General features: G+C 68.6%; 23 protein-coding genes. 13 read left to right on the forward strand and 10 right to left on the reverse strand.

Annotation, left to right across the window (positions count from 1 at the left end):
* Positions 1–21 precede the first annotated feature (21 nt).
* From E1J61_RS17735 to ccmI, 11 genes are read left to right on the forward strand one after another with little or no spacing between them, the layout of a single operon-like run.
* Positions 22–552: a nitrate reductase cytochrome c-type subunit gene (locus tag E1J61_RS17735; RefSeq protein ID WP_133095341.1), complete on the forward strand. Its 531-nt coding sequence runs from the start codon at positions 22–24 to the stop codon at positions 550–552.
* A gap of 58 nt (positions 553–610) precedes the next feature.
* Positions 611–1,198, forward strand: a complete 588-nt coding sequence (locus E1J61_RS17740) for a cytochrome c3 family protein (RefSeq protein ID WP_116319902.1) — start codon at positions 611–613, stop codon at positions 1,196–1,198.
* 3 nt (positions 1,199–1,201) lie between these two features.
* Positions 1,202–1,852 (forward strand): cytochrome c biogenesis heme-transporting ATPase CcmA, encoded by a 651-nt coding sequence (ccmA, locus tag E1J61_RS17745; RefSeq protein WP_371704337.1) that lies wholly within the window; start codon positions 1,202–1,204, stop codon positions 1,850–1,852.
* A complete protein-coding gene (gene ccmB / locus E1J61_RS17750; RefSeq protein WP_133095342.1) occupies positions 1,849–2,526 on the forward strand; it encodes a heme exporter protein CcmB in 678 nt (225 codons plus the stop codon). The genes ccmA and ccmB overlap by 4 nt, the downstream gene beginning before the upstream one ends.
* Entirely contained in the window at positions 2,523–3,293 is a 771-nt protein-coding gene (locus E1J61_RS17755) for a heme ABC transporter permease (RefSeq protein ID WP_133095343.1), read from the forward strand. Before ccmB ends, E1J61_RS17755 begins: the two co-directional genes overlap by 4 nt.
* Positions 3,290–3,448 carry a heme exporter protein CcmD gene (ccmD, locus tag E1J61_RS17760; RefSeq protein WP_133095344.1) on the forward strand — a complete coding sequence of 53 codons (159 nt, stop codon included), beginning with the start codon at positions 3,290–3,292 and terminating at the stop codon, positions 3,446–3,448. Before E1J61_RS17755 ends, ccmD begins: the two co-directional genes overlap by 4 nt.
* Complete coding sequence (ccmE, locus tag E1J61_RS17765; RefSeq protein ID WP_133095345.1) at positions 3,445–3,915, forward strand: cytochrome c maturation protein CcmE; 471 nt, start codon at positions 3,445–3,447, stop codon at positions 3,913–3,915. The genes ccmD and ccmE overlap by 4 nt, the downstream gene beginning before the upstream one ends.
* Positions 3,912–5,948 (forward strand): heme lyase CcmF/NrfE family subunit, encoded by a 2,037-nt coding sequence (locus E1J61_RS17770; protein ID WP_133095346.1) that lies wholly within the window; start codon positions 3,912–3,914, stop codon positions 5,946–5,948. Before ccmE ends, E1J61_RS17770 begins: the two co-directional genes overlap by 4 nt.
* The gene (locus tag E1J61_RS17775) at positions 5,945–6,487 is read left to right on the forward strand and encodes a DsbE family thiol:disulfide interchange protein (protein WP_133095347.1); all 543 of its coding nucleotides are present in this window, start codon (positions 5,945–5,947) and stop codon (positions 6,485–6,487) included. The genes E1J61_RS17770 and E1J61_RS17775 overlap by 4 nt, the downstream gene beginning before the upstream one ends.
* A complete protein-coding gene (locus E1J61_RS17780; protein ID WP_133095348.1) occupies positions 6,480–6,947 on the forward strand; it encodes a cytochrome c-type biogenesis protein in 468 nt (155 codons plus the stop codon). The genes E1J61_RS17775 and E1J61_RS17780 overlap by 8 nt, the downstream gene beginning before the upstream one ends.
* On the forward strand, positions 6,944–8,143 hold the full coding sequence (ccmI, locus tag E1J61_RS17785; RefSeq protein ID WP_133095349.1) for a c-type cytochrome biogenesis protein CcmI: 1,200 nt from the start codon (positions 6,944–6,946) through the stop codon (positions 8,141–8,143). Before E1J61_RS17780 ends, ccmI begins: the two co-directional genes overlap by 4 nt.
* Positions 8,144–8,146: 3 nt before the next feature.
* On the opposite strand, the gene E1J61_RS17790 is transcribed toward ccmI, so the two are convergent.
* Positions 8,147–9,103, reverse strand: a complete 957-nt coding sequence (locus E1J61_RS17790) for an L-threonine 3-dehydrogenase (RefSeq protein WP_133095350.1) — start codon at positions 9,101–9,103, stop codon at positions 8,147–8,149.
* Positions 9,103–10,302, reverse strand: coding sequence for a glycine C-acetyltransferase (gene kbl / locus E1J61_RS17795; RefSeq protein WP_133095351.1), 1,200 nt, complete (start codon positions 10,300–10,302; stop codon positions 9,103–9,105). Before kbl ends, E1J61_RS17790 begins: the two co-directional genes overlap by 1 nt.
* Positions 10,303–10,415: 113 nt before the next feature.
* Here kbl and E1J61_RS17800 point away from each other — a divergent pair, with 113 nt between their 5' ends.
* Positions 10,416–11,012: a helix-turn-helix domain-containing protein gene (locus E1J61_RS17800; protein WP_133095352.1), complete on the forward strand. Its 597-nt coding sequence runs from the start codon at positions 10,416–10,418 to the stop codon at positions 11,010–11,012.
* Positions 11,013–11,064: 52 nt separating this feature from the next.
* Here the strand turns inward: E1J61_RS17800 and E1J61_RS17805 are convergent, their stop codons facing one another.
* From E1J61_RS17805 to E1J61_RS17840, 8 genes are all read right to left on the reverse strand, one after another.
* Positions 11,065–12,231 carry a 2Fe-2S iron-sulfur cluster-binding protein gene (locus E1J61_RS17805; protein WP_133095353.1) on the reverse strand — a complete coding sequence of 389 codons (1,167 nt, stop codon included), beginning with the start codon at positions 12,229–12,231 and terminating at the stop codon, positions 11,065–11,067.
* Between the two features lie 10 nt (positions 12,232–12,241).
* Positions 12,242–13,069: a xanthine dehydrogenase family protein subunit M gene (locus tag E1J61_RS17810; RefSeq protein WP_133095354.1), complete on the reverse strand. Its 828-nt coding sequence runs from the start codon at positions 13,067–13,069 to the stop codon at positions 12,242–12,244.
* A 3-nt stretch (positions 13,070–13,072) separates the two neighbouring features.
* Positions 13,073–15,472, reverse strand: a complete 2,400-nt coding sequence (locus E1J61_RS17815; protein ID WP_133095355.1) for a xanthine dehydrogenase family protein molybdopterin-binding subunit — start codon at positions 15,470–15,472, stop codon at positions 13,073–13,075.
* 128 nt (positions 15,473–15,600) lie between these two features.
* Positions 15,601–16,227, reverse strand: a complete 627-nt coding sequence (locus tag E1J61_RS17820) for an N-carbamoylsarcosine amidohydrolase (RefSeq protein ID WP_133095406.1) — start codon at positions 16,225–16,227, stop codon at positions 15,601–15,603.
* Entirely contained in the window at positions 16,227–17,285 is a 1,059-nt protein-coding gene (locus E1J61_RS17825) for a 2,5-dihydroxypyridine 5,6-dioxygenase (protein ID WP_133095356.1), read from the reverse strand. Before E1J61_RS17825 ends, E1J61_RS17820 begins: the two co-directional genes overlap by 1 nt.
* A complete protein-coding gene (locus E1J61_RS17830) occupies positions 17,276–18,130 on the reverse strand; it encodes an alpha/beta fold hydrolase (protein ID WP_133095357.1) in 855 nt (284 codons plus the stop codon). The genes E1J61_RS17825 and E1J61_RS17830 overlap by 10 nt, the downstream gene beginning before the upstream one ends.
* Before the next feature lie 9 nt (positions 18,131–18,139).
* Positions 18,140–18,892, reverse strand: a complete 753-nt coding sequence (locus E1J61_RS17835; protein WP_133095358.1) for an Asp/Glu racemase — start codon at positions 18,890–18,892, stop codon at positions 18,140–18,142.
* 20 nt (positions 18,893–18,912) lie between these two features.
* A complete protein-coding gene (locus E1J61_RS17840) occupies positions 18,913–19,875 on the reverse strand; it encodes an amidohydrolase family protein (RefSeq protein WP_133095359.1) in 963 nt (320 codons plus the stop codon).
* Between the two features lie 450 nt (positions 19,876–20,325).
* Between E1J61_RS17840 and E1J61_RS17845 the strand changes: the two genes are divergently transcribed.
* Positions 20,326–21,942 (forward strand): MFS transporter, encoded by a 1,617-nt coding sequence (locus E1J61_RS17845; protein ID WP_133095360.1) that lies wholly within the window; start codon positions 20,326–20,328, stop codon positions 21,940–21,942.
* The last annotated feature ends 101 nt before the right edge of the window (positions 21,943–22,043 follow it).

Consider the following 22,043-nt stretch of genomic DNA (forward strand, 5'->3'; position numbering starts at 1 on the left):
CCGATACCACAGGGAGACGCCATGAAACCGAGTCGATCCTGGCTGCCACTGCTGGCCTTGCTCACGCTGCTGCTGGCGGTGCTGGCGGCGTTGCCGCTGCCGGCGCGCGCGCAGCAGCAACAGCAGCAGGGGGTGGTCGATGCCATGCGCGGGCCCACCCCCATCGCCAACGAAAGCAAGGCGCCGATCCTGTACCCGACCGAGAACAAGGACATCCGCCGCAACCGCAACTACACCATGCAGCCGCCGACGATCCCGCACAAGATCGACGGCTACCAGCTCGACAAGGACTTCAACCGCTGCATGTTCTGCCACGCGCGCACCCGCACCGAAGAAACCCAGGCGATCCCGGTCAGCATCACGCACTACATGGACCGCGACAACAACGTGCTGGCCGAGGTGTCGCCACGCCGCTATTTCTGCACGCAGTGCCACGTGCCGCAGGCGGACGCCAAGCCGCTGGTGGGCAATAGCTTCATCGATGTCGAGCAGATGCTCAAGCGCAAGCCCGGCGCCAAAGGAGCGGCCGACACCAAGGGAGCGGCCAAATAAGGGAGCAACCAGATAGCAGCGCCCGGCCCCGACCTCAACCTCATTGCGGATGCGCGCCATGCTCGACCTGCTCAAGCGCTACTGGCGGACCATCAACCGGCCCAGCGCGTATTTCAGCCTGGGCTTCCTGACGCTGGGCGGCTTTATTGCCGGCCTGGTGTTCTGGGGCGCGTTCAATACCGCGCTGGAACTGACCAACACCGAGCAGTTCTGCACCGGCTGCCACGAGATGCGCGATAACGTCTACCAGGAGCTGCAGGGCACCATCCACTTCACCAACCGCAGCGGCGTGCGCGCCAAATGCTCGGACTGCCACGTGCCGCACAACTGGACCGACAAGATGGCGCGCAAGATGCAGGCGTCCAAGGAGGTCTGGGCCAAGATCTTCGGCACCGTCGACACGCGCGAGAAGTTCCAGGCGCACCGGCTCACGCTGGCGCAGCATGAATGGGCCCGCTTCAAGGCCAACGATTCGCTGGAATGCCGCAACTGCCATGACTACCAGTCGATGGATTTCACGCGGCAGAGCCCGCGCGCGCAAGCCATGCACTCGACCTACCTGGCCAACAAGGAAAAGACCTGCATCGACTGCCACAAGGGGATCGCGCACCACCTGCCGGACGTATCCAAGGCCGAGGAGAAATGACGCGTGCTGCCACCCGCCGCCCGGCCCGGTTCGATCCCTCCCGCGCTGAGCGGTGAAGGGCTCGGGCTGTCGCGCGCCGGCCGCCCGGTGCTGCGCGGCATCGACCTGGCGCTGTCGCCCGGCTGCCTGCTGCAGGTACTGGGCGCCAATGGCAGCGGCAAGACCAGCCTGCTGCGCGTGCTGTGCGGCCTCGCCGTGCCGGACCAAGGCACGCTGCACTGGCACGGCCGGCCGCTGCGCGCCGGCGATCCTGCCTACCTGCAGGCGCTCGCCCATGTCGGCCATGCCAATGGCATCGATCCGGACCTGAGCCCGGCTGAAAACCTGCGCTTTGCCGCGCGCATGGCCGGCACCGACGCGGCCGGCACGGTCGCGAGTGCCCTGGCCGCGCAGGCGCTGGAGCGTGTCGCGCACACGCCGGTGCGCGCGCTGTCGCAAGGGCAGCGGCGGCGCGTGGCGCTGGCGCGCCTGTCGCTGGCGCGGCGCGCGCTGTGGCTGCTCGACGAACCGGTGGCAGCGCTGGATGCCGACGCCTGCGCGCGCTTCGACGCGCAGCTCGACGCGCACCTGGCAGCGGGCGGCATGGCCGTGATCGCCACCCACCAGCTGCTGCGCGCCGGCGGCACGGTGCTGCGGCTGGAGGCGATGGCATGACCCGCACCCTGGCCGCCATCGTCGCGCACGACGTGTCGCTGTCCTGGCGCCGGCGCGCCAGCCTGCTCGGCAGCGTGGTGTTCTTTGTCATCGCGGCGAGCCTGTTCCCGCTGGCGATCGGTCCCGAGCCGCAGCAGCTGCGCGCGCTGGCGCCCGGGATCCTGTGGGTCACGGCGCTGCTGGCGTCGATGCTGTCGCTGTCGCGGCTGTTCGCGCAGGAGCACGCCGATGGCAGCCTCGACCAGCTGCTGCTGTCGCCGCATCCGCTGGCGCTGCTGGTGCTGGCGAAGATCGCGGCGCACTGGCTGACCAGCGGGCTGCCGCTGTTGCTGCTGACACCGTTGCTGGCGCAGCAGTACGGGCTGCCATGGGGTGCATCGCTGCTGCTGTCGGCCTCGCTGCTGGTTGGCACGCCGGCGCTCTCCCTGATCGGCGCAGTGGGCGCCGCGCTGACGCTGGGCGTGCGCGGCGGCGCGGTGCTGCTGTGCATCCTGGTGCTGCCGCTGTGCGTGCCGGTGCTGGTGTTCGGCGCCAGCGCCGCGGCCGCGGCCGACGCCGGGCTCGACGTGGTGCCGCAGTTCTCGTTGCTGGGCGCGTGCCTGGCGCTGTCGCTGTTCCTGTGCCCGCTGGCCACTGCCGCGGGGCTACGCATCGCCATGGAGACACCGGCATGAGCCGGCCGCTGCCATCGCTGCCCACTGCCGGGGCGCCGCGGGCGCGTTTTGCCTGGACGGCATACGCGGCGCCAGTACGGTTCTATCCGCTGGCCGGACGCATGGCGCCGTGGTTCTTCGCCGCGGCGGCGGTGGTCGCCCTCGCCGGCTTGTATGTCGGCTTTGCCCTGGCGCCCACCGACGCGCAGCAGGGCGAGGTCTACCGCATCATCTTCATCCACGTGCCGGCGGCATGGATGTCGATGTTCATCTACCTGGTCATGGCCGGCTACTGCGCGCTGGCGCTGGTGCTGCGCACACGGCTGTCGTCGATGGTGGCCTCGGCGCTGGCGCCCACCGGCGCGCTGTTCACGGCGCTGGCGCTCTGGACCGGTGCGCTGTGGGGCCAGCCGACCTGGGGCACGTGGTGGGTCTGGGATGCGCGGCTGACCTCCGAGCTGATCCTGCTGTTCCTGTACCTCGGCTTTATCGCGCTGGAATCTGCCATCGACGAGCCGCGCCGCGCCGAGCGCGCCTGCGCGGTGCTGGCGCTGGTGGGCGTGGCCAATATCCCGGTGATCTACTTCTCGGTGCAGTGGTGGAACACGCTGCACCAGGGCGCTTCGGTCAGCCTGACGGCGGCGCCGTCGATGGCGGCCACCATGCTGGCGGGCATGCTGCTGATGACGCTGGCGTGCTGGATGTACACCATCGCCGTGGCGCTGGTGCGCGTGCGCTGCATCCTGCGCGAGCGCGGCGAAGTGCCGGTTACCGGAGAGACATCATGACCCATTCGCTGCTCCCGCAGGTGCTGCCATACGGGCACCATGGCCTTTTCATCGCCGGCGCGTTCGGCATGAGCGCGCTGCTGCTGGCGCTGGAACTGGTGCTGCTGGCGCGCCGCTGCCGCGCCAGCGCGCGACAGGCCAGCACGCGCCAATGACGCCGCGCCAGCGCCGCTTCGGCATGCTCGCCGCGGCCCTGGCCTGCGGCGGCATCGCGCTGGCGCTGGTGCTCAATGCCTTCCGCTCCAACCTGGTGTTCTTCTTCAGCCCGAGCCAGGTGGCCGCGCAGGAAGCGCCGGTGGCGCGCAGCTTCCGGCTTGGCGGACTGGTCGAACCCGGCTCGATCCGGCGCGAAGGCGACGGCATGACTGTGCGCTTCGTCGTCACCGACACCGCGCGGCAGGTGCCGGTGCGCTACCGCGGCCTGCTGCCCGACCTGTTCCGCGAGGGCAAGGGCGTGGTCGCGCGCGGCAAGCTGGAAGCCGACGGCACCTTCGTCGCCAGCGAGGTGCTGGCCAAGCACGACGAGAACTACATGCCGCCCGAAGCCGCCGATGCTCTCAGGCAGGCTGAACAGGTGAACCGCCGCATGGCCGGGGCGCCGACGCAGGGAGCGCGTCAATGATCGCCGAACTGGGGCACTTCGCGCTGATCGTCGCGCTGCTGGTCGCACTGGTGCAGGCGGCAGTGCCGCTGGCCGGCGCGGCAAGCGGCAGGCTGGCGTGGATGGCGGTGGCGCGGCCGGCGGCGCGCGTGCAATGCGTGCTGGTGGCATTGTCGTTTGCGGCGCTGGCATGGAGCTTCGCCGCCAGCGACTTCAGCGTGCGCTATGTCGCCGCCAACTCCAACAGCGCCCTGCCGCTTGCCTACCGCATTGCAGCGGTATGGGGCGGGCATGAAGGCTCGATGCTGCTGTGGACGCTGATGCTGGCGCTGTGGTCGCTGGCGGTGGCGCGCTACAGCCGGCAACTGCCACTTGCGGCGGTGGCGCGCGTGCTGGGCGTGATGGGGGCGATCAGCGCGGGCTTCCTGCTGTTCCTGCTGTTTGCCTCCAACCCCTTCATACGGTTGCTGCCGCCGGCGATGGCGGGGCGCGACCTCAATCCATTGCTGCAGGATCCCGGCATGGTCTTCCACCCGCCGCTGCTCTACATGGGCTATGTCGGCTTCTCGGTGACCTTTGCCTTTGCCGTGGCGGCGCTGCTGGCCGGGCGCGTCGACGCCGCCTGGGCGCGCTGGTCGCGGCCGTGGACCACGGTGGCGTGGGCGTTCCTGACGCTGGGCATCATGCTGGGCAGCGCGTGGGCATATTACGAGCTGGGCTGGGGCGGCTGGTGGTTCTGGGATCCGGTCGAGAACGCCTCGTTCATGCCATGGCTGGCGGGGACCGCACTGATGCATTCGCTGGCGGTCACGGAGAAGCGCGGCGCGTTCCGCGCGTGGACCGTGCTGCTCGCCATCTTCACGTTCTCGCTGAGCCTGCTCGGCACCTTCCTGGTCCGCTCCGGCGTGCTGACCTCGGTGCATGCGTTCGCGGTCGATCCCAGGCGCGGCATCTTCATCCTGGCGCTGCTCGGCCTGCTCACCGGCATCGCGCTGGCGCTGTACGCATGGCGCGCCCCGCGCTTGTCGTGCGTGTCGCGGCGGGCCGAGTTTGCCGCGGTCTCGCGCGAATCGCTGCTGCTGGCCAACAACGTGCTGCTGGCGGTGGCGGCGGCGACGGTGCTGCTCGGCACGCTCTACCCGTTGCTGGTCGATGTGCTGGGACTGGGCAAGATCTCGGTCGGCCCTGCCTACTTCGAGCAGGTGTTCGTGCCGCTGATGGCACCTGCGGTGCTGCTGATGGGCGCGGCGCCGCTGGCGCGCTGGCGCCATGGCAGCCTGCCCGACATGGCACGGCGGCTGCGCTGGGCCGGCATCGCCAGCGTGGCCATCGGCCTGGGGCTGCTGCTGGTGCTGCGCAACGCCTCCGCCATGACCGGGCTGGGGCTGCTGCTGGCGGCATGGTGCGTGCTGAGCGCGGTGGCGAGCCTTGCGGCCCGGCTGCGCCACCAGCAGGGGCGCAGGTTCAGCGCGCTGCGCCAGCTCGCGCCCAGCTACTGGGGCATGCTGCTGGCGCATGCCGGCGTCGGCATCTTCATCGCGGGCGTGACGCTGGTCACCGGGCAGGAAAGCCTGCGCGAACTGCCGATGCGCGCGGGCGATACCATCAGCGTCGGCGGCTACGACTTCCGCTTCGCCGGCGTGAGGCAGGTCGCCGGTCCCAACTACGACGCGCTGCGCGGCACGCTGTCCGCATCGCGCGACGGCAAGCGCGTGGCGGTGCTCTATCCCGAGCGCCGCATCTACCGCAGCCAGGACATGCCGACCACCGAGGCCGCGATCGACAGCGGCCTGACGCGCGACCTGTATGTGGCGCTGGGCGAGAACGTGGCCAACAGCGTCGATGGCAGCGCCTGGGCCGTGCGCATCCACGTCAAGCCCTTTGTCGACTGGATCTGGGCCGGCTGCGTGCTGATGGCGCTGGGCGGATTGGTGGCCGCGTGCGACAAGCGCTACCGGCTGCGCCGCCGCGCCGCGGCCGAAGCCGCGCCGGCACCGGTGACTGAACCTGCCGCGCCCGCGCTGGCCTCCACGCGCGAGGAGACGCCGGCATGACCCGCTTCCTGCTGCCGCTCGCCGCCTTCCTCGCGCTCGCCGTCGCGCTGGCGGCGGGGCTGCGCCACGATCCGCGCGAGCTGCCCTCGCCGCTGGTAGGCAAGGCCGCGCCGGCCTTCACGCTGCCGCTGCTGGAACCGGAAGGCCGCACGCTGGCGTCCGCCGACATGCGCGGCAAGGTGTGGCTGCTGAACGTGTGGGCCTCGTGGTGCGCGGCCTGCCGCACCGAACATCCGGTGCTGGTCGACTTCGCCGCGCACGCGCCGGTGCCGCTGTACGGCCTGAACTACAAGGACGAGGCCGGCGCCGCACGCGACTGGCTGCAGCGGCTCGGCAACCCCTACACCGCATCGCTGGTCGACGCCGACGGGCGCGTGGGCATCGACTACGGCGTCTATGGCGTGCCCGAGACCTTTGTCATCGACCAGCAGGGCGTGGTGCGCTACCGCCAGGTCGGCCCGGTCACCCGCGAGGTGCTGGAGCAGAAGCTGATCCCGCTGATCGAGCGGCTGCAGCGCCAGGGAGGCGGCCATGCGTAGGCTGCGCGCTGCGCTTGCCCTGTGGCTATGCTGCCTGCCGCTGCTGGCGGCTGCCGCGCCGACCGAGGCCGAGCTCGATGCGCGCGTGCATGCGCTGTCCAATGAACTGCGCTGCCTGGTGTGCCAGAACCAGACGCTGGCCGATTCCAACGCCGACCTGGCCGTCGACCTGCGCCGCCAGATCCGCGAGCAGCTGCGCGGCGGCGCCAGCGACCAGGCGGTCAAGGACTACCTGGTGCAGCGCTATGGCGACTTCGTGCTGTACAAGCCGCCGCTGCGGCCGCTGACGTGGCTGTTGTGGTTTGGTCCGCCGCTGCTGGTTGCCGGCGTCGCATGGGCAATCGTGCGGGCTCGCGCGCGTCACCGCGGCACGGGCGCTGCACTTGACGACAGCGCGCGGCGCGACCTCGAAAGCCTGCTCAACGCCTCCGCCGATCCTGCCCGCCCCAGACAACCATGACGACCTTCTGGCTGCTCGCCGCCGCGCTGATCGCCGCCGCCATGGCCGGACTGCTGTGGCCGCTGCTGCGCCGCCACGCCATTACCGACCCTGGCACGCCGGAGCGCACGCTGCTGGTCGACCTGTACCGCGACCAGTTGCGCGAACTCGACGCCGACCTGCGCACCGGCACGCTGAGCGCGGCCCGGCATGCCGAAGCCCGCGACGAACTCGGCCGCCGGCTGCTGGATGAAGCCGCGAACACCGCCACCGGCACACCCCGCGCGAGCACGTCTGCACTGCTCGCCGCGGCGTTGCTGGCGGCGTTGCCGAGTGCCGCCATCCTGCTCTATCTGCACCTGGGCAACCCCGTCGCTCTCTGGCGCGCCGGCGACATGCCTGAGGCCGGCGGCAGCCAGCACCAGCTCAGCGGCGCGCAGGTAGAAGGCATGGTCAACCAGCTGGCGCAGCGGCTTCGCGAAGCGCCGGCCGATCCCGCAGGCTGGGCCATGCTGGCGCGCTCCTACAGCGTGCTGGAGCGGTATGCCGACGCGGCCGCGGCCTACGCCCGCGCCGTCGAGCTGGCGCCCGAGGTGGCATCGCTGCGCGCCGATTACGCCGACGTGCTGGCCAGCCTCAACAACGGCTCGCTGCAAGGCGCGCCCATGGCGGAGATCAGCCGGGCACTGGCGCTGGATCCGGATGACCCCAAGGCCCTGGCACTGGCGGCCAGCGCTGCGGTGAAGCGCGGCGACCAGCAGGCGGCGATCGGCTACTGGGAACACCTGCACCGGCTGCTGCCCCCGGACTCGCAGACCGCGGCGCGCGTGGCCGCCAACCTTGCCGCGGCGCGTGGCACGTCCGCCGCGCAGCCGGCGCAGATTACCGGCATGGTCACGCTCAGCGAAAAGGCCGGGCGCACGCCGCAGCCGGGCGACACCCTGTTCGTCTACGCCCTGCCCGCCGACGGCTCGCGCATGCCTCTGGCGGTGCTGCGCCGGCAGGCGCGCGACCTGCCGCTGACGTTCACGCTGGACGACGCGATGGCGATGCGGCCCGACCGCAAGCTGTCGGCACACACGCAGGTGGTGGTGGAGGCGCGCATTTCCGCGAGCGGGAATGCCTTGCCGCAGTCGGGCGACCTGGTCGGGCGCAGCGGTCCGCTGGCAGTCGGCAGCGAAGGCGTGCGGATCGCCATCGACGCCGCCGTGCCATAGCGCTCAGGCGGCCAGCGTCGCCCTCAGGTTGGCCAGCATGTCCGCGACCATTTCCTCCAGGCCGTACTGCGCCTTCCACCCCCAGTCCGCGCGCGCCACCGAATCGTCGATCGAATCCGGCCAGCCTTGCGCGATCGCCTGGCGGTAGTCGGGTTCGTAGCGGATCTCGAAGTCCGGCACATGCTTGCGGATCGCCGCGGCGATCTGCGCTGGCGTGAAGGTGGTGCCGGCGATGTTGTAGCTGCCGCGCTCGCCCAGCCGTTCCGCCGGCGCCTCCATCAGTTCGATGGTCGCGCGCAGCGCGTCGGGCATGTACATCATCGGCAGGGCCTCGTCTTCCTTCAGGAAGCACGTGTAGGGCTCGCCCTTCACGGCTGCATGGAAGATGTCGACCGCATAGTCCGTGGTGCCGCCGCCCGGCGGCGTCTTGTGCGAGATCAGTCCCGGATAGCGCACGCTGCGCACGTCGACGCCGTGGTTGGCGTGGTACCAGCGGCACCAGCCCTCGCCCGCCTGCTTGGAAATGCCATAGACGGTGGTCGGCTCCATCACGGTCTTCTGCGGCGTATCCACGGCTGGCGTGGTCGGTCCGAACGCAGCGATCGAGCTGGGCCAGAACACGCGCTCCAGCCCGGTCTGCCGCGCCAGCTCCAGCACGTTGAGCAGGCTCGTCATGTTCAGGTTCCATGCCCACTGCGGCGCCTTTTCGCCGGTGGCCGACAGCGCCGCCGCCAGCAGGTAGACCTGCGTGATGCCATGGCGCTCGACCACGGTCGCGAGTTCGCCGCGGTCGGTGGCGTTGAGCATCTCGTGCGTGATGTGCACGTGGCGGCCGGTCGGCACTACGTCGGAGGTGATGACGCTGGTACGGCCGTAGCGCTCGGCCAGCGCCAGTGCCAGCTCGGAGCCGATCTGGCCGTTGGCGCCGACGATCAGGATCCTGGGAGTGCTGTCGGCCATCAGATCAGCCCCAGTTCGCGGCCGGCCGCGCCGAACGCATCCAGCGCCGCCTGCAGCGCGGCCTCGTCATGCAGCGCGCTCATCTGCACGCGGATGCGGGCCTGGCCCTTGGGCACCACGGGGTAGAAGAAGCCCACCACGTACACGCCCAGTTCCAGCAGCCGCTGCGCGAGCTGCTGCGCCTTCTCCGCGTCGTAGACCATGATCGGAATGATGGGATGCTCGCCCGCCTTGACGTCGAAGCCCAGCTTGTCCAGCCCCGCGCGGAAGAACTTCGTGTTGCGTTCCAGCCGGTCGCGCAGCTCGGTGCTGCCTTCCAGGATATCGAGCACCGCGATCGATGCCCCGACGATGGCCGGCGCCACGGTATTGGAGAACAGGTACGGCCGCGAGCGCTGGCGCAGCAGCGCCACCACTTCCTGGCGCGCGCTGGTAAAGCCGCCGGACGCGCCGCCCAGCGCCTTGCCCAGCGTGCCGGTGATGATGTCGATCTTGCCGAACACGCCGCGCAACTCATGCGTGCCGCGCCCGCGCGCGCCCAGGAAGCCAGTGGCGTGGCATTCGTCGATGCCAAGCAGCGCGCCATGCTCGTCGCAGATCGCGCGCATCTCGTCCAGCCGCGCGATGGTGCCGTCCATCGAAAACGCGCCGTCGGTAAATACCAGCACGAAGCGCGCGCCGTCCGCGCGCGCCTGCGCCAGCTGCCCGCGCAGGTCGTCGAGGTCATTGTGCTGGTAGCGGTAGCGGCGCGCCTTGCTCAGGCGGATGCCGTCGATGATCGAGGCATGGTTGAGCGCATCGCTGATGACCGCATCCTCGGCTCCCAGCAGCGTCTCGAACAGCCCGCCGTTGGCATCGAACGCCGAACCATAAAGGATGGTGTCCTCGGTGCCCAGGAACGCCGACAGCCGCGCTTCCAGCGTCTTGTGCAGGTCTTGCGTGCCGCAGATAAAGCGCACCGAACTCAGCCCGAAGCCATGCGTGCGCAGCGCCTCGTGCGCGGCCTCGATCACGCGAGGGTGCGACGACAACCCAAGGTAGTTGTTGGCGCACAAATTGATCACCTCGCGGCCGTCGGTGGTGCGCACCCGCGCGCCCTGCGGCGTGGCGATCACGCGCTCCTGCTTGAACAGCCCGGCCTCGCGGATCGCGTCGAGTTCGGTGCGGATGGATGCGTAGAATGCCTCGGCATTCGACATGGCTGGCTCCCGGTGAGGTGCAGTGGTGTGCTGGGGATATGCTACGATTCGATCGATAAATCGAACGTGTTCTGTATATCGAACATTTTGCGCAATATAACGAACATTCATCCATGACGCAAGCCCCGGTCCAGACTCCGCAAGCCGAAGGCCCGCCGGCAGTCGGCCTGGCGCTGCAGGCATTGCGCCAGCAGCAGCGGCTGTCGCTCGACGAACTGTCGCGCCGCGCCGGCGTATCCAAGTCGATGCTGTCGCAGATCGAACGCAACCTGGCCAACCCGACCGTTGCGGTGCTGTGGCGGCTGGCCAATGCGCTGGGCGTGAGCCTGGCCGACTTCCTTGCTGGCGGCGCCGCCGAGCGTCCCGGCGCCGGTATCACCGTGCTGCAGCCGCACGCGATCCCGTCGCTGAAAAGCCCCGATACCCGCTGCGACCTGCGCATCCTTGGCCCGATCGAACTGGCCGGGCGCTTCGAGTGGTATGAACTGACCATCCAGGCCGGCGGCGTGCTGGCCTCCGAGCCGCACGAGGCCGGCACGCAGGAACACCTGACGGTATTGGGCGGGTCGATGACGGTGCGCGCCGGCGCCGACGAGAAGAAGCTGCGGCACGGCGAGACCGCGCGCTATGCGGCTGATGTCGCACATGCGATCTCCAATGGCGGCAAGACCACTGCCACCGCACTACTGGTTGTAGTGCATCCGGGGTAAGGCGGGCAAGGGAGGCCACGCCCCTACCTTCCCCCAACCCGGCCAGCGTTGTTCAGCGGGCGCCGAACAAGCGCTTCACACGCTCCCACAGTACGCCGAAGAACACTGCCACCGGATTCAGGCGCACGGCCTGGTTCCGTTCGGCGTCGGAGAGCGTCGGGTCCATCCTGCGCGATACCGATTTGCCGAAGTCGGCGATCATCCGCCGCACGAAGTCCCGCACCAGCCCCGAGCGCGAGAACTGGGCCAGCGGCCCTTGCAGCGAATACTGCAGATCGACCGCGACTTCGGTCCCGCCGGCGGACAAGGCCCTGAGCTGGTAAGCGATATCGCCCGCGGCCTTGGAATTGCTGAGCGAGTCCTGTCCCGCACCCTTCAGCACGCCGCGCTTGTTCGCATCATCGCGCTGCAGGCGCGCGGCCCCCTCGAACCTTGCCGACATGGGGCCGAACTTGATCGCGATATGACCCCTTACCTTCTCCCCGGCCACTTCCGTCAGCACCGCGCCGGGCAGGCAGCCGGCCACGGCCGGCAGGTCCGCCATGAAGGTCCATACCTCGTCCAGCGCATAGGGCACGTTAAAGCCGCCTTCGATGCGCGACCAGCCCTTGCGGTCGGCCGAGCGCTCCGGCTCGGCGCTGCCCGCCCCAGCCAGGTGCGGCTGCGTGCCGAGCGCCTCGTCCGCGACCGTGAAGCCCGCGAACGGCAGCGGTGCGGCGGCCGCGCCGGCATGCCGCGCGATCACGCCGGCGGCCGCGCGGCGCGCGTCCAGCACCGAACGGATCGCGGCGACGATGCCCATATAGCCGGTGCAGCGGCACAGGTTGCCCGACAACTCATGCCGGATGGTGGCTTCGTCGGCATCGGGCAGGCGCAGCACGATATCGCGTGCGGTGGCCAGCATCCCGGGCGTGCAGTAGCCGCATTGCAGGGCGTGGTGCCGGTTGAAGGCGGCGCGCAGGTCGGCCATGACCGCGTCGTCCTCGTAGCCCTCCACCGTGACGATGTCGGCGCCCTGGCAGGCGGCGGCAAAGGTGATGCACGAGCGCACCGGCTTGCCATCCACCAGCACGGTGCAGGCGCCGCACACGCCATGCTCGCAGCCAAGGTGCGTGCCGGTCAGACGATGCGTGTCGCGCAGGTAGTCGCCCAGGTGCGTCCGGTCCGCGCACGCGCCGGACACCCGGCGGCCGTTGACGGTGAATTCGATGGTCTGCACGGGGTGCTCCTCAGTTCAGCAGTTGCGCGACGCAGCGCGTCACGACGGTTCGGTACAGCTTGCGGTCGATGGCGTCCTTGCCCGGCGCGGCTTGCGCGACGGCTTCGGCGACGGCATCGGCCGTCAGGGCGGCCGCGCCCTGCGCCGCGACGGCGCGCGTCAGGCCGGCCAGCACCATGGGCGGGCCGTCCAGCGCGCCGAGCACGATGCGGGCAAAGCGGCGGCTGGCGTCGAAGTACGCGGCGCAGCTGGCCTCGGCGAATTCGCCGGTCTTGCGGCACAGCTTCTGGTAGCCCCAGCGGCTGTGCGCGGTCTTCGGCGGCACCCGCACCGCGGCGATCAGTTCGCCGTCGGCCAGCACCGTGGTGTAGGCGCCGAGCATGAACGACTCCATCGGCACTTCGCGCGTGCCGGCGGCGGACGCGATCTCGATATGCGCGCCCAGCGCGGTCATGGCCACGACCCAGTCGGCCGCGGGGTCCGCATGCGCGAGGCTGCCGCCTACGGTGCCGCGGTTGCGGATCGCCCGATAGGCGATGCCGCCGGCAACGGCCTGCAGCATGGTGCCGCGCAGCGGCTCGAACACGCCGTCCTCGATCTGCGCGTGGGTCACGCAGGCGCCGATGCGGATGCCGTCGGCGGTTGCGGTCACGTCGCGGAGTTCGCGCAGCGCCGACACGTCGACCACCGTATCGGGCCGGGACAGGCGCAGGTTCAACATCGGCCCGAGCGATTGCCCGCCGCCCATGGCCTTGGATACATCGGTGCCCGCGCCCAGCCGGGACAGCGCCTCCGGCAGCGAGCCGGGTGCGTGGTAGGAGAATGCAACGGCTTTCATCGGTCAGGCTGCCTTCCGGTTATGCGCATCGGCCTCGGCCGCTTCCAGCGCTTCCAGGATCTTGCGCGGCGTCAGCGGCGTCTCCTTCAGCTCAACGCCGAAATCGCGCAGCGCGTCGTTGACGGCATTGAAGATGGCCGCCGGCGGCGCGATCGCCCCGCCCTCGCCCATGCCCTTGGCGCCAAACTCCGTATGCGGCGACGGCGTCTCGAAATGATGGGTGCGGATCGACGGAATCTCGGTCGGCCCCGGCAGCATGTAGTCGGCCAGCGTGGATGCCAGCGGCTGGCCGTTGCCGTCGTAGTGCATGGCTTCGAACATCGCGGTGCCGATGCCCTGCGCCACGCCGCCGTAGGTCTGCCCTTCCACCACCATCGGGTTGATCATGGTGCCGCAGTCCTCCACCACGACGTAGTCGAGGATCCCGACATGGCCGGAATCAATATCGACTTCCACTGCCACGGCATGCGTGGCGTAGGTGAAGCTGCCGGTGTCGACGGCAGGCTTGAAGCCCATCGTCACTTCAAGACCTTGCGCGTCGACGTCCGGCGGCAGCAAATGCGGGTTGATGTACCAGGCGTTGGCGATGCGCGCGATATCGGCTGCGGTGCCCGCGTTCCCGGACGCCACGGCGCCATCACGGAACGCCACGGCATCCTGCGGCTGGCCGAGCATGTGCGCGCCGATCTTCAGCAGGCGGGGCAGCAGCGCCTTGCATGCGCGCGACACCGCACCGCCCGACATCACCAGCGAGCGCGACGCATATGTGCCCGTCGAGAATGGCGTCAGGCCGGTATCGCCGTGCACCACCTTGATCCGCGCGATATCGATGCCAAGGATCTCGTTGGCGATCTGCGCGAAGGTGGTCTCCATGCCCTGCCCGTGCGAATGCACGCCCACGCGCACCTCCAGCCCGCCGTCCGGCGTGATGCGTACCGTCGCCGAATCGAAGCCCGGGATCACCGGCGTGCCCCACGCGGCAAACACCGAGGTGCCGTGCGCCGATTGCTCGGTGTAGGTGCCAAAACCCACGCCGACATAGGTGCTGCCCTGCGGCCCCGCCTGCTGGCGCGCGCGGATCGCGGGCAGGCCGATCATCTCCATGGCCTTGCGTACGCTGGCCGGGTAATCGCCGCCGTCGAAATGCTTGTTGGTGACGTTGACATAGGGCATCGCTTCGGGCGGCACCAGGTTTTCGCAGCGCACCTCCCACGGTTCGCGTCCCACTTCGCGGGCGATGGCGTCGATCATCAGTTCCATCGCAAAGCAGACGCCGGTGCGCGCCACGCCGCGATAGGGCACGAAGCCCGGCTTGTTCGTCGCCACGCAAGTGGTCTCGCAACGGTAGCCGTCAAAGGCGTACGGCCCCGGCAGGTTGCCAATCGCCTGCCCGGGCTCCAGCCCGATGGTGAACGGCCACACCGAATAGGCGCCGCCATCGATCACGATCTTCGCATCGAGGGCCAGCAGGCGGCCGCGCGCATCGGCATACGCGGTCAGGTCGTAGTGATGCTCGCGCGAGTTCGCGCCGGCGGTCAGGTGCTCGCGCCGGTCCTCGATAAAGCGGAACGGGCGCTTGTACGTCAGCGCCAGCCACGCGACGCACAGCTCTTCCTGCTGCAGCACGCACTTGTAGCCGAAGGCGCCGCCCACGTCGGGCGAGATCACCCGCACGCGCTCCTGCTCCAGTCCCAGGCAATGCGCCAGGATCGTGCGGATCATGTGCGGCACCTGCGTCGCGCTATAGACCACCAGCTGGTCGAACTGGTGGTCCCAGTAGGCCAGCACCGCCTTGCCTTCCATCGGCACCATGCACTGGCGCGCCAGGTCGATCTTGCGGCGCACCACGACCGTGGCCTCGTGCTGGCGTGCCTCGAAGTTCTTGTCGGCGGTCAGCGTCAGGAAGGTGTTGTCGCGCCAGTGCTCGTGCACGCGCACCTCGCCGGCGAGCTGGCGCGCCTGGGTCACGTCGGCCAGCGCGGGCAGTTCGTCGAACGACACGGCAACCTGCTCGGCAATGTCTTCGGCCTCGGCGCGCGTAGGTGCGAACGCCATCGCCACCGGCTCGCCGACGAAGCGCACCTTGCCGCTGGCCAGCGGTGGCTGCGCCGAGGGCTGGTAGGACGGAAAGGCCGAGTCGGCAACGATGTCGCTGGCCGCCGCCATGTCTTCACGCACGATCACCGCGGCGGCGTGATTGGACGGCTTGGTCACCGACAGCAGCCGGGCGTGCGCCACCGGGCTGCGCAGGAACGCCACTTCCTGCAGGTCCGGCATGGCGATATCCGCGACGAAGCGGCCCTTGCCGTGCAGGTGCCGCGCGTCCTCCTTGCGCGCCACGCGGGCGCCGACCCCCTGGCCGCGCGGGCTTTCCGGGTGATCCGGTTCCATCGACGATGTCATTGCCCTGTCCGTTCCGATGATAAGCGTGGTTTATTCAGCATACTGACCAAAATCCTATGGAAATGCGGGCGGCCCTGTCAATTGCGGCTTTACCGCATCCCGGCGGCCGCCCAGCGCCATTCAGGCGGCTATTCCCGCACGCCGATGGCGGCAAGCCCCTCGGCACGCGTGGCGACGGTTGCGTACTTCTGCGCCATGTCGAACAGGTTGGCCTCATGCGGCCCCAGCGCGCGGTCGCCCACGCAGTCGGACAGCACGAGCGGGCGGAAGCCGTACTGCATCGCATCGACCACGCTGGCGCGCACGCACCCGCTGGTCACGGCGCCGGCCACCACCAGCGTGCGCACGCCGCGCTGCGTCAGCCACGCCGCCAGCGACGTGCCGAAGAACGCCGACGGCACAGTCTTGCGCACCACCAGTTCGCCCGGCTGCGGCGCCAGTTCCGCCACGGTGGCGCTGTTGAAGGCATGCTCCTTCAGCGTCAGCATGTTCGGCACCTTCATCGAGAAGACGTTGTGGTCGGCACCATCGTCGGCATAGACGATGCGGCTGTGCGCGACCGGCCAGCCTTCGCGCCGCGCCACCGCGAGCAGCGGCACGGTGCTGGCGATGGCGTCGCGGATATTGCCGCCGCCGAAGACCGCCGGATCGGCAAAGCCATTGACGAAGTCCACGATCAGCAGCCCGAAGGGCCCATCCATCTCCAGCGCATTGCCGAAGCCCTGGCGCTGGTACGCGCCGATTTCCTTGTGCATCACGACTTGTCCTCCGGGTAGCGGAAACCGTCGGTCACCTTGCCCGCCGTCACCACGTCGACGCCGTCCAGGCGCACGGTGCAGCGCCGCACCGGGATGTCGATATGGCAGGCCGTGGTGCGATGGCCGCCGGCCTCGTTGTTCGGGCCGAGCGAGAACAGGAAGTTGCCCTCGAACGCGCGCGCATCCATGCCGATGGTGGCCTCGCGGTCGTAGAGGCTCAGCGTCGACCAGTGCGCGCGCGGCTGCAGCCCGCAGCCGATATGCGAGATCGCGTACGCTTCCGGGTCATTGAACGACGCCATGTACTCGCTCAGCAGCTCGGCATGGAGCCCGCCTTCGATGCGCGTCGCAAAGCCCGCTTCGACCGTCAGGCGGATCGGTTCAGTGACGTAGGTCTTCTGCGGCAGCAGGATGTCGCCTTTGTCCAGCACGATGGTGCCGTGGGCGGCGCCTTCGTTCGGCCAGGTGAGCGCGAAGCCGCTGGGCCAATGGTCCCAGCGTCCGGGCTCGTCGACAAAGCCGTACTCGCTGATGGCAGGGAATTCACCCAGCGGGCAGCGCAGGTCGGTGCCGGCGGGCGAGACGACGTGCATTTCCTGCGCGCTTGCCAGCCGCTGCGAGGCCGCCTTCACCCGTTCGCGATCGGCCTCGCAGGGCACCATGCGGGCCAGCACCTCGGGCGGCTCGACGGCCAGCAGGATTTTGGTGCCGCCCTGCAGGATCTCGTGCTGCTCGGGCGAGAACAGCAGCGTCATCAGGTCCAGCACCAGGTCGCTCGCCTTCAGCGCGGCGATGGCGGCCGGGTTGCCGGTCAAAGGCGTGGTGCCGAGGTAGGCGAGCGCATCGCGGCTCAGCGCCTTTTCGCCGTTGACGGGCGGCAAGTCAAGCCGGTTGACGATGGCGCCCATCGACTGCGTGGCGGTAAGCGCCGTGGACAGCGTCTGCGGGTGGGTGGCGGCGCTGGTCAGGATGGTGACGGTCTGTCCCGGCTCCAGCCGGGACAGCCGCAGCACCTTGCGCCAGGCCTCGATCATCTGGTGATCACTTACCGGCATGTCGGCTCCTTGCTCGCTGATTGCGCCAGTGGCGCGCCGAGAAAATCATCTAGCGCCGCGTAAAAGCCCGCTTCGTCGTCCCACGGGATCATGTGGCCGGCATTGGCGACGTGGCTGACCAGCACGCCGGGCAGCAGCGTGCGGATTTCCGCGACGTCTTCGGGCCGCACCACGTCGCCACGGCCCGCGGTCATCAACAGCGTGGGCACCCCGACCCGCGGCATGTCGGCGTGGATGTCGTCACGGTGGAAGTCCTCGAAGCTGCGCACCACCGCGTCTTCGTTGCAGGTGTGCAGCCATTCGGCGCGCAGGCGCAGTTGCGCGTCGGTCCAGCTCGGGCAGAAGCGGCGCATGCCTTCCAGGTCGGTGCCTTCCCGGGACAGCCGGATCGAATCGACGTACCACGGCAGTTGCGCCGGATATGGGCGACGCCCGGGGCCCGAGACAGGCGGGTCGACCATCACCAGCCGCGCCAGCCCGTGCGGCTTTCCCGCCGCGGCACGCAGGCCGATCCGTGCGCCCATCGAATGGCCGATCACGCTGTAGCGTCGCAGGCCCAGCGCTTCGGCAAAGGCGACGACGTCGCGCGCCTGCGCATCGAGGCCATAGTCGAGCCCCGGCTCCGCCGACGACAGCCCGCGGCCGCGCACGTCGAGGATGTAGGTGTCAAAGCGCGTGCCGAACTGCTCGCCGACAAAGCCCCACGTGATCGCGGGGCTGGTGATCCCCGGCACGATAACGACTGCGTCGCGCTCGGCACGCCCGCCCTCATTGCCGCCGTAGCGCAGGTAATGCTGGCGGATGCCATTGGCGTGGACGTGGCCTCCGTATTGGAACGTACTCACGGCCGCTCCTCAATAAGCGCCGGACAGCAGCGCACCCGCGCCCGGCACGACCGGCTCGAGGTCGAGCGCACGCAGCATCGCGTAGGTAGTGGCAATGGCGGCGGTCAGCACCGGCTTGCCGGTCATCGCCTCGACCTTCGCCACGGCCGGCAGCGACGGCATCTGCACGCAGGCAGATAGCACGATCACGTCGGCATCCCGCGTGTTCATCTGCGCGACGATGCCCGGCAGCCGCGCTGGATCGTGCCGGCCGACTTCCAGGTTGTCGGGGATTTCCAGCGCGCGATAGTCCACGACTTCATAACCCTCGTTGCGGATGTAGTCCACGACCAGTTCGGTCAGCGGCTTCATGTAGGGCGCGACCACCGCAATGCGCTTCGCGCCCATCACCTTCAGCGCATCCACCAGCGCGCCGGCACTGGTGATGACTGGCGCGTCGCCGCCGTTCGCGGTGGTATGTGCCTTCAGTCGCTGTTCGGATTGCCGGTGGTAGCCACGGCCCATCGCCATGATCGCGACCAGGCAGGCGTAGCCGAGCACGTCAACGCGGGCATCGCTCAGTTCCACCGCGCAGCGGTCAGACTCGGCATCCATTGCCGCCAGTTCTTCCTTGACCACCTTCTTCATCCGCATGCGGCTTGAATGGAAGGTGAAGCGTTCCGGGCGGATCTGCTGGCGCGCCATCAGCATGGCGGGGATTTCGGTTTCCATCGTCGTGTTCGAGCTGGGGACGATCTGGCCGATACGAAAGACTTTTTGCATGGGGTTTCCAGGTTGTGCGATCAGAGCTTGAGCAGGCGTTGTGCGTTGCCGTGGCAGACCAGTGCGCGCGTGGTGCCGTCGAGCGGCGCGCTGTCGATGAACCGCGCAGCCACTTCGGTGGATTCATAGGGATAGTCGACCGAGAACATCACCGCCTCGGGTCCCAGTTCGGCGATGGCGCCCATCAGCGCGCCGTGCGAGCACACACCCGAGGTGGTGATGACGATATTGCGGCCGATGTACTCGGACGGCGCGCGCTCCAGCTTGACGCCATGCGAATAGACCCCAAAACGGCTGTCGAAGCGCCAGCGCTGGTAAGGCAGGCCCTCGCCCATATGGCCGAGGATCAGCTTGAGGCGCGGGAACCGGTCGAACACGCCGCTGAACAACAGCCGCAGCGCGTGCGAGGCGGTTTCCACACCCCACCCCCACGCGGCCCCGGCCAGCTCCGGATGGCCGGCGAGCACTTGCGGCGACACGAAGGCATCGGTCGGATGCAGGTACATCGGCACGTCCAGCGCCTGCATGCGTTCCCAGAACGCGTCATACGCCGGGTCGTCGTAATAGCGGCCATGCGTATGGCCGTTCACCAGCGAGCCCTTGAAGCCGAGCTGCAGCACGGCGCGCTCCAGTTCGGCCGCTGCCTGTCCGGGATCCTGCATCGGCAGCGCGGCAAAGCCGGCATAGCGCGTCGGATGTCGGGCGATCTGCGCCGCCAGGAAGTCATTGCTTTCGCGCGCCCGTGCCAGCGCCAGTCCGGTATCGGCTTCGCCCTGCACGCCGGGTCCGGTTTGCGACAGCACGGTGATGTCGATGCCGCACCGGTCCATCTCGGCAAGCCGCTCCTCGTCGAAATCGGCAAGGCGGCGCCCAAGCCCGGCGAACACCGCCGGATCGATATGCTGTGTGAACCCTTTGGAATAAGCCTGGAAGCCGGGGGTCATGAAATGCTCTTCCAGGGCGATCTTCTTCACGTTGGTCATGCTGGTGGGGGCTCCTGATGAGTGGAATCGCTGCGTGCCGAGCTTGTCCCGCGTGCGCAAACGCGTTGCTTCGTTAATTGCTCAGTACACTGATTAGTTTCGGATTCTAGTCAGCGGATTTTCAAAAGTCCAGACGCCGTGCGGAGGGTTAACACCTATAACGATGGCCGGGGGCGCTCAGTACACTGATTCCAGATGCTCAGTATGCTGACAATATGAAATAGCCATTTAATTCGGGCTTTCCGGCGCCTTCGCAAGACACCAGGCGGCGCCGGTGTTGGCCCGCATTTTGCTCAGCATACTGCGTATCTCATCAGCATACTGACTGATGCACCGGCAGGATGCGGCGCTGCACATTGGCGGGTCATGAATGACCCTCACCACCGGCGCCGGCACCTCCGGGAAGCAAACAAACAATAGAGACAACGGCCTGACCAAGGAGCCCCCGCCATGACGATCAGCCTGACCCGCGCCAAAACACGCGCCGAAACGCGCGCCCCCGCCTCCGGCATGACCGCCGAAGAACGCAAGGTCATCCTTGCCTCATCCTTCGGCGCCCTGATGGAGTGGTACGACTTTTACATCTACGCGGCGCTGGCGGTGTACTTCGGCGCACTGTTCTTTCCGCCGGGCAATGAAACGGCCGCCTTCCTGGCCAGCCTGGCCACCTTCGGCGCCGGCTTCCTGATCCGGCCGGTGGGGGCGCTGCTGTTCGGCCGCCTGGGCGACCTGATCGGCCGCAAGTACACCTTCCTGGTCACCATCCTGCTGATGGGCGTGGCCACGGTGGGCGTGGGCGTGCTGCCGACGTACGGGCAGATCGGCATCACTGCCACGGTGCTGCTGGTACTGCTGCGCTTGCTGCAGGGCCTGGCGCTTGGCGGGGAAGTGGGCGGAGCGGTCACCTACGTCGCCGAGCACTCGCCAACAAGCAAGCGGGGCCTCTACACCAGCTCGCTGCAGACCACCGCCACGCTGGGGCTGCTGTCCTCGCTTTTCGTGGTCTACCTGCTCAAGACCTTCCTGACCGAGGCGGAGTTCCGCGCATGGGGCTGGCGTATCCCGTTTATCGTGTCGCTGGTGATGCTGGTGATCTCGGTCTATATCCGCGGCAAGCTGCATGAGTCGCCTGTGTTCGCGCGCATGAAGGCGGGCAACGCCACCTCGAAGTCACCGATCCGCGAAAGTTTCACACAGTGGCAGAACCTGAAGTCGGTGCTGCTGCTGTTCGTGGTAGCCGCCGGGCTCGGCGCGATCTTCGGCACCGGCCACTTCTACAGCATGTTCTTCCTCAACAAGACGCTGCACGTGCCCATCGAAACCGTGCACAAGCTGATCGCGATCGCACTGGTGGTGGCCACGCCCTGCTACCTGTTCTTCGGCTGGCTGTCGGACCGCATCGGCCGCAAGTACATCATGATGGCGGCATGCCTGCTGGCTGCGCTGTGCACCCAGCCGGTGTTCAAGGGACTGACTCACTACGCCAATCCGGCGCTGGAGCAGTTCCAGCGGCAAGGCACGGTGCAGGTGACCGCCGGCGACTGCAAGGCGCGCCTGTTCGGCGAGCCGGTGTCGGCCTGCGACAAGATCCGCGGCTACCTGACCGACCTGGGCGTGGGCTACACCTTCGTGCCGGCCAGCGACCCGGCCCAGGCGGAAGTGCGGATCGGCGAGCGCACGCTGCAGGGCTTCGACCGCGCCGCCATCAAGGGCGCGCTGGTCGAGGCCGGCTGGCCGGAGCGCGCCGATCCCGCCAGGATGAATACGCCGATGGTGTTCATGCTGCTGCTGGTGCCGATCCTGTTCCTGGCCATGGTCTATGGTCCGATGGCCGCCTTCATGGTCGAGCTGTTCCCGGCCAGGGTGCGCTACACCTCGCTGTCGCTGCCCTTCCACCTTGGTGCGGGCTGGGTCGGCGGCATGCTGTCGTTCGTGGTCACGGCGATGAACGTGTCCAGCGGCGACGTGTACTTTGGCCTGTGGTATCCGGTGGTCATCGCCGGACTCGCCTTCGTCATCGGCATGGTGTTCGTGCCGGAGACGCGAGGGCGTGACCTGTCCACCTGAGCTGCTTCCCGGCGCAATTGCAGGGCGGAGAAATCCGCCCTTTTCATCGGCACATATTCAGCATACTGACTTGTTTCCCGAGCGAGCACGGCGATGGCGCC

Origin of the sequence: Cupriavidus sp. L7L (assembly GCF_004353535.1) — a bacterium.
Lineage (GTDB): Bacteria > Pseudomonadota > Gammaproteobacteria > Burkholderiales > Burkholderiaceae > Cupriavidus > Cupriavidus oxalaticus_A.

What these genes read in the sequence shown, in the direction of transcription:
- E1J61_RS17735 (WP_133095341.1), top strand. Translation starts at nt 22, where the DNA reads ATGAAACCGAGTCGATCCTGGCTGCCACTGCTGGCCTTGCTCACGCTG.
- E1J61_RS17740 (WP_116319902.1), top strand. Translation starts at nt 611, where the DNA reads ATGCTCGACCTGCTCAAGCGCTACTGGCGGACCATCAACCGGCCCAGC.
- ccmB (WP_133095342.1), top strand. Translation starts at nt 1,849, where the DNA reads ATGACCCGCACCCTGGCCGCCATCGTCGCGCACGACGTGTCGCTGTCC.
- E1J61_RS17755 (WP_133095343.1), top strand. Translation starts at nt 2,523, where the DNA reads ATGAGCCGGCCGCTGCCATCGCTGCCCACTGCCGGGGCGCCGCGGGCG.
- ccmD (WP_133095344.1), top strand. Translation starts at nt 3,290, where the DNA reads ATGACCCATTCGCTGCTCCCGCAGGTGCTGCCATACGGGCACCATGGC.
- ccmE (WP_133095345.1), top strand. Translation starts at nt 3,445, where the DNA reads ATGACGCCGCGCCAGCGCCGCTTCGGCATGCTCGCCGCGGCCCTGGCC.
- E1J61_RS17770 (WP_133095346.1), top strand. Translation starts at nt 3,912, where the DNA reads ATGATCGCCGAACTGGGGCACTTCGCGCTGATCGTCGCGCTGCTGGTC.
- E1J61_RS17775 (WP_133095347.1), top strand. Translation starts at nt 5,945, where the DNA reads ATGACCCGCTTCCTGCTGCCGCTCGCCGCCTTCCTCGCGCTCGCCGTC.
- E1J61_RS17780 (WP_133095348.1), top strand. Translation starts at nt 6,480, where the DNA reads ATGCGTAGGCTGCGCGCTGCGCTTGCCCTGTGGCTATGCTGCCTGCCG.
- ccmI (WP_133095349.1), top strand. Translation starts at nt 6,944, where the DNA reads ATGACGACCTTCTGGCTGCTCGCCGCCGCGCTGATCGCCGCCGCCATG.
- E1J61_RS17790 (WP_133095350.1), bottom strand. Translation starts at nt 9,103, where the DNA reads ATGGCCGACAGCACTCCCAGGATCCTGATCGTCGGCGCCAACGGCCAG.
- kbl (WP_133095351.1), bottom strand. Translation starts at nt 10,302, where the DNA reads ATGTCGAATGCCGAGGCATTCTACGCATCCATCCGCACCGAACTCGAC.
- E1J61_RS17800 (WP_133095352.1), top strand. Translation starts at nt 10,416, where the DNA reads ATGACGCAAGCCCCGGTCCAGACTCCGCAAGCCGAAGGCCCGCCGGCA.
- E1J61_RS17810 (WP_133095354.1), bottom strand. Translation starts at nt 13,069, where the DNA reads ATGAAAGCCGTTGCATTCTCCTACCACGCACCCGGCTCGCTGCCGGAG.
- E1J61_RS17815 (WP_133095355.1), bottom strand. Translation starts at nt 15,472, where the DNA reads ATGACATCGTCGATGGAACCGGATCACCCGGAAAGCCCGCGCGGCCAG.
- E1J61_RS17820 (WP_133095406.1), bottom strand. Translation starts at nt 16,227, where the DNA reads ATGCACAAGGAAATCGGCGCGTACCAGCGCCAGGGCTTCGGCAATGCG.
- E1J61_RS17825 (WP_133095356.1), bottom strand. Translation starts at nt 17,285, where the DNA reads ATGCCGGTAAGTGATCACCAGATGATCGAGGCCTGGCGCAAGGTGCTG.
- E1J61_RS17835 (WP_133095358.1), bottom strand. Translation starts at nt 18,892, where the DNA reads ATGCAAAAAGTCTTTCGTATCGGCCAGATCGTCCCCAGCTCGAACACG.
- E1J61_RS17840 (WP_133095359.1), bottom strand. Translation starts at nt 19,875, where the DNA reads ATGACCAACGTGAAGAAGATCGCCCTGGAAGAGCATTTCATGACCCCC.
- E1J61_RS17845 (WP_133095360.1), top strand. Translation starts at nt 20,326, where the DNA reads ATGACGATCAGCCTGACCCGCGCCAAAACACGCGCCGAAACGCGCGCC.